Source organism: Thauera sp. K11, from assembly GCF_002354895.1.
Lineage (GTDB): Bacteria > Pseudomonadota > Gammaproteobacteria > Burkholderiales > Rhodocyclaceae > Thauera > Thauera sinica.
Genome location: NZ_CP023439.1, coordinates 3,080,548 through 3,092,530, shown reverse-complemented (window position 1 = coordinate 3,092,530; position 11,983 = coordinate 3,080,548). Strand labels below are relative to the sequence as shown.

The window sequence follows — 11,983 nt, the reverse complement described above, 5'->3', positions numbered from 1 at the left end:
CATGGCGCCGCGGCACGAACCGGCGGGCAATGGAACCGGCGCCGGGGCGCGCTTTCAAACCGCCTGCAAGTGTGAAAAAATTCGGTCAACTCACCAAATTTTGAAGGTTTCAGCATGCTCGACCGTGAAGGCTTCCGCCCGAACGTCGGCATCATTCTGGTCAACGCGCGCAACGAGGTCTTCTGGGGCAAACGGATTCGCGAACACTCCTGGCAATTCCCGCAGGGTGGCATCAAGCACGGCGAGTCGCCGGAGCAGGCGATGTACAGGGAACTGTTCGAGGAAGTCGGGCTGCGCCCGGAGCACGTGAAGATACTCGGCCGCACGCGAGGCTGGCTGCGCTACGAAGTGCCGAAGCACTGGATACGGCGCGAATGGCGCAACACCTACCGCGGTCAGAAGCAGATCTGGTTCCTGCTTCGCCTGGTGGGGCGCGATTCCGACGTGTGTCTGCGCGCGAGCCATCATCCGGAATTCGATGCCTGGCGATGGAGCGACTACTGGGTCCCGCTCGAGGCGGTGATCGAGTTCAAGCGGCAGGTGTATCAGCTCGCGCTGATCGAGCTTGCGCGCGTCCTCTTCCGTTCCCGCAGTTTCGAGATGCCGGAAAGCTACCGCGCGTCCACCCCGCAGGCGCTTGCCGGGCCGGTCAAGGTGGTGCTGGGAAGTCCGCGCTGAGATCGCGGGCTTTTCCGCCTGCGGCAGCGCTTGCCGCGGGCGAGGGCCTGGGCTTTACTCGATGAAGGGGCTCGCCGTTGCGTTGCCTCGCGCGCACCGTGCGACCCCGTTCCACTCCAGAACGGGAGGCTCATCATGCATCGGGATCGCTATTCTCCTCTTCCGCAGGCTCCGCTCGAAAGCCTGCGCTGCGACATCGCCGACGTGTCGGCAGAGCGTCGCGTCCGACTCGATTCGTCCGCCCTGGAGGTGATGACCGACCTGCGCCAGGTGCCCGCGGCGAGCGTCGACGCGGGCATGGGCCAGGACGAGGCGCATCGCGCGATGCAGGCGCGCGGCGTGAGGCTGCTGCTGGTGACCGATGCGGCGCGCGGCGTCGCCGGCCTGGTGACGGCCGCCGACTTCCTGGGCGAGCGCCCGATGCGCGTGGCCCAGGAACGCGGACTGCGCATCGGCGAGGTGGGCGTGGCCCAGGTCATGACGCCGCTGTCGGCGATCGAGGCGGTGCGCCTGGAGGACGTGCTGCACGCCGAAGTCGGCCACGTCATCGCCACCCTCCGGCGTTCCGGTCGCCAGCATGCGCTGGTGATCGAACCCGCGGGGGAAGGCCGCGCGCGCATACGCGGAATCTTCTCGATGACCCAGATCGCGCGCCAGTTGGGCGAACCCCTGCCGGCCGCGACCGAGATCGCACGCAGTTTCGCCGAGATCGAGGCCGCGCTGGCCACCTGAACGGCGGCGGGACCCCGCGCCGGGGCGCATAGATTCACCCAATGCTTCGCATAGCAGTCGGCTATTTGGCATGTGCCGGCCATTGTCTAGGCTGAAAGTGTCCCGGCGTCAGGGGCATTCATCCGTTTGACGACAAGGAGAGGAGACATGCAACTGAAAGGTTCCCAAACCGAAGCCAACCTGAAGGCTGCCTTTGCGGGCGAGTCGCAGGCGAACCGTCGTTACCTCTATTTCGCCGCCAAGGCCGACGTCGAAGGCCAGAACGACGTGGCGACCGTGTTCCGCTCCACCGCGGAAGGCGAGACCGGCCACGCGCACGGCCACCTCGAATATCTCGAAACCTGTGGCGATCCGGCCACCGGGCTGCCGTTCGGCCCCACCCGGCAGAACCTCGGCGCAGCGATCGCCGGCGAGACGCACGAGTACACCGACATGTATCCGGGCATGGCGAAGACCGCGCGCGGCGAGGGTTTCGACGAGATCGCGGACTGGTTCGAAACCCTGGCCAAGGCGGAGCGTTCGCACGCCAACCGCTTCCAGAAGGCGCTCGACGCGCTGGCCGACTGAGTTTCCGGTCGCAAACGAACGGGCGGTCCAACCGCCCGTTCTGACATTCGCCGACAGGCGGCGATTTCCTTCGCCGCGGGAGGAGTTGTCATGACCAAACGTGAAGGCAGTCTCGAGGCACCGACGCGGCACGCCGTCGCGTGGCGCGATCCCGGGTTCTACGACGACGCGGCCCTGATGGGCGAGATGGAGCGGGTGTTCGACATCTGCCACGGTTGCCGGCGCTGCGTGAATCTGTGCACCACCTTCCCGACCCTGTTCGACCTGGTGGACGAAAGCAAGACGGGCGAGGTCGATGGCGTGGCCAGGCAGGACTACTGGAAAGTCGTCGACCAGTGCTACCTGTGCGACATCTGCTTCATGACCAAATGCCCCTACGTGCCGCCGCACGAGTGGAACGTGGATTTCCCGCATCTGATGCTGCGCGCGAAGGCGGTCAAGTTCCGCAAGGGCGAGGTGCGTTTCCGCGACAGGCTGCTCACCAGCACCGATGCGCTGGGCAAGCTCTCCGCCATCCCGGTGGTGGCGCAGACGGTGAATGCCGCCAACCGCAACGCGGCGGCGCGCGGCGTGCTGCAGTCGGTCCTTGGCGTCGACAAGCGGCGCGAGCTGCCGCCCTATGCGCCGGCGAAGTTCCGCTCCAGGGCCAGGGTGGCCGGGCGCTGGCCGGTGCGGGACGGCGAGCGCACGCCGGGCAAGGTGGCGATCTTCTCCACCTGCTACATCAACTACAACGAACCGGGCATCGGCCATGACCTGGTCGCCATCCTGAACCACAACGAGATCCCCGCCGTGCTGGCGCGGCAGGAATCCTGTTGCGGCATGCCCAAGCTGGAGCTGGGCGACCTCGAAGGCGTCGAGCGGCTGAAGCAACGCAACATCCCGGCGCTGGTCGAGCTTGCCCGCCAAGGCTACGCCATCCTCGCTCCGGTGCCGTCCTGTGCGCTGATGTTCAAGCAGGAACTGCCGCTGCTGTTTGCCGGCGATGCCGACGTCGCCACGGTCGCCGAGGCGATGTTCGACCCCTTCGAGTATTTCATGCTGCGCAACCGGGACGGATTGCTGAAGACCGACTTCAAGCGCCCGCTCGGCAAGGTGTCCTACCACATCCCCTGCCATGGCCGGGTGCAGAACGTCGGCCAGAAGACCCGCGAGACGCTGCAACTGGTTCCCGACACGCAGGTCACCACTGTCGAGCGCTGCGCCGGCCACGACGGCACCTGGGGCGTGAAGGAAGAGTATTTCGACATGTCGATGAAGATCGGCCGCCCGGTGTTCCGCCAGATGGCGCAGGCCGAGCCCGACTTCATCAGTTCCGACTGTCCGATCGCCGGCCGCCACATCCAGCAGGGCATACGCGACGGCGGCACCACGCTGGCGGCGGAGAAGGCGCATCCGCTCACCCTGCTGCGCATGGCCTATGGACTGGAGGAGACATCGTGATGGCGATCGCACGCGACAGCCTGCTGAGCCTCGAGCAATACGCACGCCAGCGCCCCGAGTTCCGCGCGCGGGTCATCGCGCACAAGAAGACCCGCACGCTGCATGCCGGCGAGCACGTGACCCTGGTGTTCGAGGACGAACTGACGATCCGCTACCAGGTGCAGGAGATGCTTCGCATCGAGCGCATCTTCGAGGAGGCCGGCATCCGGGACGAACTCGATGCCTATAATCCGCTCGTTCCCGATGGCCAGAACTGGAAGGCGACCATGCTGATCGAGCTCCCGGACGAGGCCGAGCGCCGCATCTGGCTCGCGCGCCTGAAGGGTGTGGAGGATCGCGTGTGGGTGGGGGTGGCGGGCTTCGAACCGGTATACGCCATTGCAGACGAGGATCTCGAGCGGGAAAATGCCGAAAAGACGTCTTCGGTGCATTTCCTGCGCTTCGAACTCGGGCCCCAGCGCTCGCGTGCGATGCTGCAGGGTGCGGCGCTCGCCGTCGGAATCGACCATACCGCCTACACCGTGGCCGTCGATCCGGTGCCGGAGGCGATTCGTAACTCGCTCTGTGGAGATCTGCGCGTTTGAACATCCCATCGCGTCGCAACATGCGCGGGGGCCTCCGGGCCCTCGCATGCTTTTACGGCCTCGTGCTGGCAACGGGTGCCGGTGCGGAGGGCCTGCTGCTCGGGCCCGATCCGGACTGGGCGGAGGGCGAATACGCGCTGCCGCCGGCACCGGCCGAAGCCGGCCTGCGGCCGTTCTTCGTCAGCAGCGCCTCGCCCAACCGGTTTTTCGTCGATGAACGCAGCGTGAGCGTGGGAAGCGATGGCGTCGTACGCTACGCGCTGGTGGTGCGCACGCCGGGCGGGGCGGAGAACGTCACCTTCGAAGGCATACGCTGCGCCACCGGCGAACGCCGCATCTACGCCAGCGGCCGCGCGGGGGGCGAATGGACGCCGCTCAAGGTGAGCGAGTGGCAGCGCATCGGCGACAATTCGTACAATCGGCCGCGCGCGGCGCTGGCCTACGATTACTTCTGCGACGGTCCCGTCGCCCCGCGCGACCGCGAGCACGCCCTGCGCCGCCTGCAGGGCGAGCGCGACCCCGGCGAGCCGAGAGGAATACGGCCATGATCGACCAACTGATACTCGAATTCGACAAGGCGCTGCGCACCGTTTTCGCGCCGGCACGCACGGTCCGTCCCGTCCCCGGCGACGACCTTCCCGACGCCCCGCTCGAGGATGCCGAGCGCCGCCATGCCGCGGCGCTGATGCGCGTCAATCACGTCGGCGAGATCTGCGCGCAGGCGCTGTACCAGGGGCAGGCCATGATGTCGCGCAACCCGGCGATCCGCGAGGCGCTGCAGCAGGCATCGAACGAAGAGACCGAACATCTCGCCTGGACCGAGCGGCGCATCGCCGAACTCGGCGGCCGCAAGAGCCTGCTCAACCCCTTGTGGTACGGAGGTGCGCTGGCGATCGGCATCGCCGCAGGCCGTTTCGGCGATCGCTGGAATCTCGGTTTCCTGGCCGAAACCGAGCGCCAGGTCGAGTCCCATCTCAAGAGCCACCTGGACAGCCTGCCGCAGGAAGACCGCAAGTCGCGCGCGATCGTCGAACAGATGAAGGCCGACGAGGTCGAGCATGCCGAGACGGCGATACGGCTGGGGGCGCACGCACTGCCTGCGCCGGTGAAGGGAATCATGAAGCTCGCCTCGCGCGTCATGACGCGCACGACCTACTGGGTCTGAGGCGAAGGGCGGACCACGCCCGCTGCGGTCCGTGCGCGCGGCTCGGCCGGTCCGCCGAAAGCCCATCTACTCGACGTCGACGATCTCGCATTCGTGCGTGATCTCGGCCGTCCTGGCGAGCATGATCGACGCCGAGCAGTACTTTTCCGCCGACAGGTGGATCGCCCGCTCCACCGTCTCGCGCTTCAGGTTCCTGCCCGTCACAGTGTAGATGAAACGGATGCGGGTGAACACCTTGGGGTCGGTCTCCGCCCGCTCCGCTTCCAGGCGGACCTGGCATCCGCGGATGTCGTGCCGTCCCCGCTTCAGGATCAGCACGACGTCGTACGCGGTGCAGCCCCCCGCGCCGGCGAGCATCAGCTCCATCGGCCGCGGCGCGAGGTTGCGGCCACCGGCTTCGGGCGCGCCGTCCATCGTCACGAGGTGCCCAGTTCCCGTCTCGGCGATGAAGGTCATGCCGTCCATCCACTTGATCGTGCATTCCATGCGTATCGTCTCCATGAACTTCCGGCCGAAGGGCCGGCCAGCCGGGGGCTGGGCGGCATTCTACCGGAGACGGTGCGCCGTTTTCGGGCGCCGGGGCAGGGGCCGGACGGATTCGCAACGGTATCGGCGCCGGAGCGGCGCCGATACCGTTGCGTATGGCTGCAGCGCCGCAACGTGCATCACAAATGGATAGTTCCGACGCAGGCATTGCCGCTGGCGGCTGCCCCGGAATCCGCTGGAATTGAGATGAATCAAGGGATTCGATAAATATAAGGGGGGCTTATTTATTGATCGAAATATTTGTTGTGCAATGCAACAAATATCGCTTGCCCTGCCGTGGGGGCTTATGGATAATTCGCCTCAGTCGGGTCGCAGACGCATCGCACCAGGCGGTGCCGGATCCAAAACGGTGTCTCCTCCACCCTCCTCCTTTGGTGTGGATTTAACGCAGTCCCAACGGACTGCGTTTTTTTTGTCTACTTTTCCCCGTGAGTGCAGCGCCATTGACACGCCGGTGCCGTTCGCATTAGCATTGCCAGCTTTCCGTTTGGTGGCCGGCACGCAAGGCCTGACAAGATCGAGGTTTCAAATGAAGACGTTTTCTGCCAAGCCGCACGAGGTAAAGCGCGACTGGTTCGTTGTCGACGGCACGGACAAGGTGCTTGGTCGCCTCGCAGCCGAAGTGGCCCGTCGCCTGCGTGGCAAACATAAGGCCATCTACACGCCGCACGTCGACACGGGCGACTTCATCGTCGTCGTCAACGTCGAGAAGCTGCGCGTGACCGGAAACAAGGCGCAGGACAAGAAGTACTATCGTCACTCCGGCTACCCGGGCGGTATCTACGAGACCAATTTCACCAAGCTGCAGCAGCGCTTTCCCGAGCGCGTGCTGGAAAAGGCCGTGAAGGGCATGCTGCCGAAGGGCCCGCTGGGCTACGCAATGCTGAAGAAGCTGAAGTGCTACGCGGGTCCGTCGCATCCGCATACCGCCCAGCAGCCCCAAGTTCTCGAGATCTGACAGGAGCCGTCAAATGGCTGTGACTTACAACTACGGAACCGGCCGCCGCAAGACTGCGGTTGCCCGTGTGTTCATCAAGCCGGGCACCGGCAACATCGTCGTCAACGGCAAGCCGGTCGACGAATTCTTCTCGCGTGAAACTGGCCGCATGATCGTGCGCCAGCCGCTGGTCCTGACCGGCAGCGAAGGCAAGTTCGACATCTTGGTCAACGTCGTCGGCGGTGGCGAATCCGGCCAGGCCGGTGCCGTCCGTCACGGCATCACCCGCGCGCTGATCGACTACAGCGCCGAGCTGAAGCCCGAACTGCGTGCCGCCGGTTTCGTGACCCGCGATGCCCGCGAAGTCGAGCGCAAGAAGGTCGGTCTGCGCAAGGCGCGCCGCGCGAAGCAGTTCTCGAAGCGCTGATTTCCCGCGTTTGCGCCAAAGCGAAAGGCCGCCTTCGGGCGGCTTTTTGTTTGTGGTGCCTCGTGCGTGTCTTCCGTACGCCTCGCCCGCGGATGAAGAAAGATGCCGGCGGGCAGGCGCGATGCGCGTCAGGCCCGCGCCGGCCGGGTTCAGGCTGCAGGACCGGCCGGCCAGCCGGCGAAGCTGCCGTGGGCTAGGAAATGCCTGCCCGCTGCTGCCAGGGCCTGTGCCATCGGCGTGTCGAACGGGCTGTGTCCGGCGCCGTCGACGAACTGCAGGCGGCTGCCGGGCAGGGCGCGGTGCAATATCCAGGCGTTCGAGGGCCTGCACACCAGGTCCAGACGGCCGTGCAGGATCGCCGTCGGCAGCCCTTGCATGCCGCGGGCGAAATCGAGTGCGCGCGACTCGCCCATGAAGCACTCGCGGCGCAGGTAGTGCGCCTGCAGCCGATACTTGGCGATCCGCGCCGAGGCTGCCTCGCGGCTCGCCGTGCCGGCGGGCGGGGGTGGCGAGCCGGGGCGGGACAGCGCTTCCTCCCAGTCCATCCAGCGTCGCACCGCGTCGATGCGGACTTCCTCGTCTTCGCCGGCAACCGCGTCGAAATACCAGGCTGCCAGTGCCGTCCTGCGGTCCGGCGGTGCGATGGCGGCGAGTGTCGCCCAGTGTTCGGGGAGCAACTGGCCGGCGCCGTTGAAGAACCAGTCGATGTCGCCGGCTCCGGTCAGGAAGATGCCGCGCAGGATGGCGCCCAGGCAGGCGTCGCGGTGCTGCGCGCAGTAGGCCAGCGCGAGGCTGGCGCCCCAGGAGCCGCCGAAGACCAGCCAGCGGTCGATGCCCAGGTGCGTCCGCAGCCGTTCGATGTCGGCGACGAGGTCGGCGGTGGTGTTCGACCGGCATTCTCCATGCGGTGTGCTGCGGCCACAGCCGCGCTGGTCGAACAGCACGACGCGCCAGCCGGGGCCCGGCAGGCCCCGGTGCCGCGGGCTGCAGCCGCTGCCCGGGCCGCCGTGCAGGAAGACGGCGGCAGGCCCGTCGGCCGCGCCGCACTGCTCGTAATGGATGCGGTGGCCATCGCCGACGTCCAGCCAGCCGCGGTCGATGGGCTCCATCGCCGGGGAGCGCGCTTCGCCGCCGCATGGCACGGCGCCGGCCGTCGCGTCGTCCGGGGCCGCCGGCGCGGCCGGCCGTGCTGCGTCGCCTGGGGTTCGGATCGTCATGGCTGCATCTTAGCCGCCCGTGCCGCGCACCGGCGCGAAGTCCTCCATCGCGACCGCCTCATGAAAATCATGAGGCCGTTTCACGGAATTTCCGGATGCGGCGGGTTGCCGCGGATCGCTATCGTATGGACGTGCCACCGTGTGTCCGTCCCGGCACGCGGCGGGCACACCTTCCACATAACTGCGAGACCGGAGACCGATCATGAAATGGGAAACCCCGACAGCCAGCGACTTCCGCTTCGGCTTTGAAATCACCATGTACATCGCGACGCGCTGAGCGCCGATGCCTTCGGCGGGCGAGTCGGAGACGGCGAGCCCGCCGAAGGCCGACCGCCCATGAGAGTCCATGTCCTAGGTTCCGCCGCCGGCGGCGGCTTTCCGCAGTGGAACTGTAATTGCCCCAATTGCGACGGTGTGCGCAGGGGCGGCATCCGCGCCGCGGCCAGAACGCAATCCTCGATCGCCGTGAGCGGCGGCGACGGGCAGTGGGTGCTGTTCAACGCATCGCCCGACGTGCTGCAGCAGATACGCAGCTTCCCCGAACTCCAGCCGGCGCGCACCCTGCGCGACACCGCGATCGCCGCCATCGTGCTGATCGACGCGCAGATCGACCACACCACCGGCCTCTACATGCTGCGCGAGCACCGGCAGCCCTGGCAGGTGTGGTGCACCGCCTGCGTGCGTGAAGACCTCTCGGCCGGCAACCCGGTGTTCGGCGTGCTCGGCCACTACTCGGGCGTGGCCTGGAACGAGGTGCCGCTTACGGCCGAGTTCGCCATCGACGGCGTTTCCGGCCTGCGCTTCGCCGCGCTGCCGCTGACGAGCAACGCGCCGCCGTACTCGCCGCATCGCGACAGGCCGCAGCCCGGCGACAACATCGGCGTGACGCTGATCGACACGCGCAGCGGCAAGCGCCTGTTCTACGCGCCCGGGCTGGGCGAGATGGAGCCGCACGTCTGGGAGGCGATGCATCAGGCCGATTGCGTGCTGGTCGATGGCACGCTATGGACCGATGACGAAATGATCCGCCTGGGCGCCTCGCCCAAGACCTCGCGTGCGATGGGCCACCTGCCGCAGTCCGGGCCCGGCGGCATGATCGAATGGCTGGACCGCCTGCCGCCAGCGACGCGCAAGGTGCTGATCCACATCAACAACACCAATCCGATCCTCGACGAAGACAGCCCGCAGCGGGCCGAACTGGCCGCGCGCGGCATCGAGGTATCGCACGACGGCATGGAGATCCGCCTGTGAGCGCCATCGGCATCGACCACCTCGCCGACCTGACGCGCCGTTCCGCGCTGCCGCCGTGGAGCCCGCAGGAGTTCGAGGCCAGGCTGCGCGACAAGGGCGCCGGCTACCACATCCACCATCCCTTCCACGTCATGATGGCGCAGGGCAGGCTCACCCGCGCGCAGCTCCAGGGCTGGGTGGCGAACCGCTTCTACTACCAGATCGCGATCCCGGTGAAGGACGCGGCGATCATGTCGAACTGCCCCGATCGCGAGATCCGCCGCGAGTGGATACAGCGCATGCTGGATCACGACGGCTACGAGATCGGCGGCATTTCCGAGCCGGGCGGCATCGAAGCCTGGGTCCGGCTCGGCGAGGCGGTGGGCCTGTCGCGCGACGACGTCACCTCGCTGCGCCACGTCGCGCCGGCCGCGCGCTTCGCGGTGGATGCCTACATCGACTTCGCGCGCCGGCGGCCGTGGCAGGAGGCGGTGGCTTCCAGCCTCACCGAACTGTTCGCGCCGCACATCCACCAGCAGCGCATCGACACCTGGCCGCAGCAGTATCCGTGGGTCGATCCGGCCGGCCTGCAGTACTTCCGCAACCGGCTGACCCAGGCGCGGCGCGACGTCGAGCATGGTCTGCGCTTCACGCTGGAATACTTCAGCCAGACGCGGGCGATGCAGGAGCGTGCGCTGGAGATCCTGCAGTTCAAGCTCGACGTGCTGTGGGCGCTGGCCGACGCGATCATGCTCAGCCAGTGCGAGATCGAGATCAGGGGGCCGCGCCAGTGAACGCACCGCAACCGGATCGGGCCGCCGGCGTGGATGCGGCCGCCAGGCCGAAGGTGTCGCCGAAGTTCCGCCTGCAATGGGAGGACGCCCAGCAGGCATGGGTACTGCTTTACCCCGAGGGCATGGTCAGGCTCAACGCCAGTGCCGGCGAGATCATGAAACGCTGCGACGGCAGCCGCACGGTCGGGGAACTGGTCGCCGAACTGGAGCGGGCCTTCGATGCCCGCGGCCTGCACGCCGACGTCGCCGACTTCCTCGACATGGCGCGCAAGCAGCACTGGATCGAGGTGTGACATGGATGCCGGAGCGCCGCTCGACCCGCGCGCGCAGATTGCTGCGACGGTCGGCCCGCCGCTGTGGCTGCTGGCCGAGATCACCTACCGCTGCCCGCTGCACTGTGCGTTCTGCTACAACCCGACCGACTTCGCCGCGACCAACGACGAACTCGGCACCGACGACTGGCTGCGGGTGCTGCGCGAGGCGCGCGCGGCCGGCAGCGTGCAGTGCGCGTTTTCGGGCGGCGAGCCGCTGCTGCGCGACGACCTCGCGGTACTGGTGGCCGAGGCCCGCCGCCTGGGCTTCTACACCAACCTGCTGACTTCCGGCGTGGGCCTCACCGAAGCGCGCGCGTCGGCACTGAAGGCGGCGGGGCTGGATCACATCCAGTTGTCCTTCCAGGATTCGACGCGCGAACTCAACGACTTCCTGTCGCACACCCGCACCTTCGACCTCAAGCAGCGCGTGGCGGCGACGATCAAGGCCAACGGTTGGCCGATGGTCATGAACTGCGTGATCCATCGCCTCAACATCGACTACATCGAGAACATCATCGACATGGCGGTCGAACTCGGCGCCGAATACCTGGAACTCGCCAACAGCCAGTACTACTCCTGGGCGCTGCTCAACCGCGACCACCTGCTGCCGTCGCGCGAGCAGATCGAACGCGCCGAACGCATCACCAACGAACGCCGCCGGCGCTACGGCGAGCGCATCCGCATCTTCTTCGTCGTGCCCGACTACTACGAGACGCGGCCGAAGAAGTGCATGAACGGCTGGGGCAGCGTGTTCCTCACCGTCACCCCCGACGGCACCGCCTTGCCCTGCCATACCGCGAAGATGCTGCCCGGCATGTCCTTTCCCAACGTACGCGGCATGGGCGTGCGCGAGATCTGGTACGACTCCCCCGGCTTCAACCGCTTCCGCGGCGACGGCTGGATGCAGGAGCCGTGCCGCACCTGCCCGGAAAAGGAGAAGGACCGCGGCGGCTGCCGCTGCCAGGCCTACCTGCTCGCCGGCGATGCGGCCGCGGTCGACCCGGTGTGCGACAAGTCGCCCGCCCACCGCAAGGTGCTCGAGGCCGTCGAGCGCGCCCAGCGGCCCGATGTCTGCGCGGTGCGCGAGATGCCGCTGATCTTCCGCGGCCCGGCCGAATCGAAGCGTCTGATCGCGCGTTCCGGCAAGGCGGTCGCACCTTAGTGCCGACGCTGTCCGGATGAATCGGCTGCATCGCGTGCCGCGCCATACCCCTTCCTTCGTGCGGCAGCAGGACTCCTTCTGGCCCGGCTGAACCGGACCATATCGGCCCGTGGACGGCTGCGGCCCGTTGCCTGAGGGCGGGTCTCGCCCGCGCTCGCCGGGCCGGCGGGCGGCCGCTCCATACATC

General features: G+C 67.3%; 16 protein-coding genes. 14 read left to right on the top strand and 2 right to left on the bottom strand.

The annotated features are described in order from the left end of the window. Positions 1 to 114: 114 nt before the first annotated feature. From CCZ27_RS13465 to coq7, 7 genes are all read left to right on the top strand, one after another. On the top strand, positions 115 to 678 hold the full coding sequence (locus CCZ27_RS13465) for an RNA pyrophosphohydrolase (RefSeq protein WP_096448943.1): 564 nt from the start codon (positions 115 to 117) through the stop codon (positions 676 to 678). Between the two features lie 135 nt (positions 679 to 813). Further along, entirely contained in the window at positions 814 to 1,410 is a 597-nt protein-coding gene (locus CCZ27_RS13460) for a CBS domain-containing protein (protein ID WP_096448941.1), read from the top strand. A 147-nt stretch (positions 1,411 to 1,557) separates the two neighbouring features. After that, complete coding sequence (locus CCZ27_RS13455; protein WP_096448939.1) at positions 1,558 to 1,977, top strand: rubrerythrin family protein; 420 nt, start codon at positions 1,558 to 1,560, stop codon at positions 1,975 to 1,977. Positions 1,978 to 2,067: 90 nt separating this feature from the next. Beyond that, the gene (locus CCZ27_RS13450; RefSeq protein ID WP_096448935.1) at positions 2,068 to 3,420 is read left to right on the top strand and encodes a (Fe-S)-binding protein; all 1,353 of its coding nucleotides are present in this window, start codon (positions 2,068 to 2,070) and stop codon (positions 3,418 to 3,420) included. Then, positions 3,420 to 4,004, top strand: a complete 585-nt coding sequence (locus CCZ27_RS13445; RefSeq protein WP_232516405.1) for a DUF3501 family protein — start codon at positions 3,420 to 3,422, stop codon at positions 4,002 to 4,004. Before CCZ27_RS13450 ends, CCZ27_RS13445 begins: the two co-directional genes overlap by 1 nt. A 20-nt stretch (positions 4,005 to 4,024) precedes the next feature. Further along, positions 4,025 to 4,552: a CNP1-like family protein gene (locus CCZ27_RS13440; protein WP_096448931.1), complete on the top strand. Its 528-nt coding sequence runs from the start codon at positions 4,025 to 4,027 to the stop codon at positions 4,550 to 4,552. Continuing rightward, positions 4,549 to 5,169 carry a 2-polyprenyl-3-methyl-6-methoxy-1,4-benzoquinone monooxygenase gene (gene coq7, locus CCZ27_RS13435; RefSeq protein ID WP_096448929.1) on the top strand — a complete coding sequence of 207 codons (621 nt, stop codon included), beginning with the start codon at positions 4,549 to 4,551 and terminating at the stop codon, positions 5,167 to 5,169. The genes CCZ27_RS13440 and coq7 overlap by 4 nt, the downstream gene beginning before the upstream one ends. A 66-nt stretch (positions 5,170 to 5,235) precedes the next feature. Here coq7 and CCZ27_RS13430 read toward each other — a convergent pair whose 3' ends face one another. Next, a complete protein-coding gene (locus CCZ27_RS13430; RefSeq protein WP_096448927.1) occupies positions 5,236 to 5,655 on the bottom strand; it encodes an OsmC family protein in 420 nt (139 codons plus the stop codon). A 589-nt stretch (positions 5,656 to 6,244) separates the two neighbouring features. Here CCZ27_RS13430 and rplM point away from each other — a divergent pair. Both rplM and rpsI read left to right on the top strand, forming a co-directional pair. Beyond that, complete coding sequence (gene rplM, locus CCZ27_RS13425; protein WP_004258894.1) at positions 6,245 to 6,673, top strand: 50S ribosomal protein L13; 429 nt, start codon at positions 6,245 to 6,247, stop codon at positions 6,671 to 6,673. Positions 6,674 to 6,686: 13 nt separating this feature from the next. Further along, on the top strand, positions 6,687 to 7,079 hold the full coding sequence (gene rpsI, locus CCZ27_RS13420) for a 30S ribosomal protein S9 (RefSeq protein ID WP_096448925.1): 393 nt from the start codon (positions 6,687 to 6,689) through the stop codon (positions 7,077 to 7,079). Positions 7,080 to 7,228: 149 nt separating this feature from the next. On the opposite strand, the gene pip is transcribed toward rpsI, so the two are convergent. Further along, positions 7,229 to 8,296, bottom strand: coding sequence for a prolyl aminopeptidase (gene pip / locus CCZ27_RS13415; RefSeq protein ID WP_232516404.1), 1,068 nt, complete (start codon positions 8,294 to 8,296; stop codon positions 7,229 to 7,231). 202 nt (positions 8,297 to 8,498) lie between these two features. Between pip and pqqA the strand changes: the two genes are divergently transcribed. Genes pqqA through pqqE form a run of 5 tightly spaced genes read left to right on the top strand, consistent with a single transcriptional unit; the run spans position 8,499 to position 11,796 of the window. Beyond that, positions 8,499 to 8,573, top strand: coding sequence for a pyrroloquinoline quinone precursor peptide PqqA (pqqA, locus tag CCZ27_RS24635; protein WP_096452556.1), 75 nt, complete (start codon positions 8,499 to 8,501; stop codon positions 8,571 to 8,573). 59 nt (positions 8,574 to 8,632) lie between these two features. Next, on the top strand, positions 8,633 to 9,547 hold the full coding sequence (gene pqqB, locus CCZ27_RS13405) for a pyrroloquinoline quinone biosynthesis protein PqqB (RefSeq protein ID WP_096448921.1): 915 nt from the start codon (positions 8,633 to 8,635) through the stop codon (positions 9,545 to 9,547). After that, complete coding sequence (pqqC, locus tag CCZ27_RS13400) at positions 9,544 to 10,320, top strand: pyrroloquinoline-quinone synthase PqqC (RefSeq protein ID WP_198363122.1); 777 nt, start codon at positions 9,544 to 9,546, stop codon at positions 10,318 to 10,320. The genes pqqB and pqqC overlap by 4 nt, the downstream gene beginning before the upstream one ends. Continuing rightward, the gene (pqqD, locus tag CCZ27_RS13395) at positions 10,317 to 10,613 is read left to right on the top strand and encodes a pyrroloquinoline quinone biosynthesis peptide chaperone PqqD (RefSeq protein WP_232516402.1); all 297 of its coding nucleotides are present in this window, start codon (positions 10,317 to 10,319) and stop codon (positions 10,611 to 10,613) included. Before pqqC ends, pqqD begins: the two co-directional genes overlap by 4 nt. 1 nt (position 10,614) lies before the next feature. Next, complete coding sequence (pqqE, locus tag CCZ27_RS13390; protein ID WP_096448919.1) at positions 10,615 to 11,796, top strand: pyrroloquinoline quinone biosynthesis protein PqqE; 1,182 nt, start codon at positions 10,615 to 10,617, stop codon at positions 11,794 to 11,796. The last annotated feature ends 187 nt before the right edge of the window (positions 11,797 to 11,983 follow it).

Excerpts from the sequence above, each read along its gene's own strand:
- CCZ27_RS13465 (WP_096448943.1), top strand. The coding sequence starts at position 115 with ATGCTCGACCGTGAAGGCTTCCGCCCGAACGTCGGCATCATTCTGGTC.
- CCZ27_RS13460 (WP_096448941.1), top strand. The coding sequence starts at position 814 with ATGCATCGGGATCGCTATTCTCCTCTTCCGCAGGCTCCGCTCGAAAGC.
- CCZ27_RS13455 (WP_096448939.1), top strand. The coding sequence starts at position 1,558 with ATGCAACTGAAAGGTTCCCAAACCGAAGCCAACCTGAAGGCTGCCTTT.
- CCZ27_RS13450 (WP_096448935.1), top strand. The coding sequence starts at position 2,068 with ATGACCAAACGTGAAGGCAGTCTCGAGGCACCGACGCGGCACGCCGTC.
- CCZ27_RS13445 (WP_232516405.1), top strand. The coding sequence starts at position 3,420 with ATGGCGATCGCACGCGACAGCCTGCTGAGCCTCGAGCAATACGCACGC.
- CCZ27_RS13440 (WP_096448931.1), top strand. The coding sequence starts at position 4,025 with ATGCGCGGGGGCCTCCGGGCCCTCGCATGCTTTTACGGCCTCGTGCTG.
- coq7 (WP_096448929.1), top strand. The coding sequence starts at position 4,549 with ATGATCGACCAACTGATACTCGAATTCGACAAGGCGCTGCGCACCGTT.
- CCZ27_RS13430 (WP_096448927.1), bottom strand. The coding sequence starts at position 5,655 with ATGGAATGCACGATCAAGTGGATGGACGGCATGACCTTCATCGCCGAG.
- rplM (WP_004258894.1), top strand. The coding sequence starts at position 6,245 with ATGAAGACGTTTTCTGCCAAGCCGCACGAGGTAAAGCGCGACTGGTTC.
- rpsI (WP_096448925.1), top strand. The coding sequence starts at position 6,687 with ATGGCTGTGACTTACAACTACGGAACCGGCCGCCGCAAGACTGCGGTT.
- pip (WP_232516404.1), bottom strand. The coding sequence starts at position 8,296 with ATGACGATCCGAACCCCAGGCGACGCAGCACGGCCGGCCGCGCCGGCG.
- pqqB (WP_096448921.1), top strand. The coding sequence starts at position 8,633 with ATGAGAGTCCATGTCCTAGGTTCCGCCGCCGGCGGCGGCTTTCCGCAG.
- pqqE (WP_096448919.1), top strand. The coding sequence starts at position 10,615 with ATGGATGCCGGAGCGCCGCTCGACCCGCGCGCGCAGATTGCTGCGACG.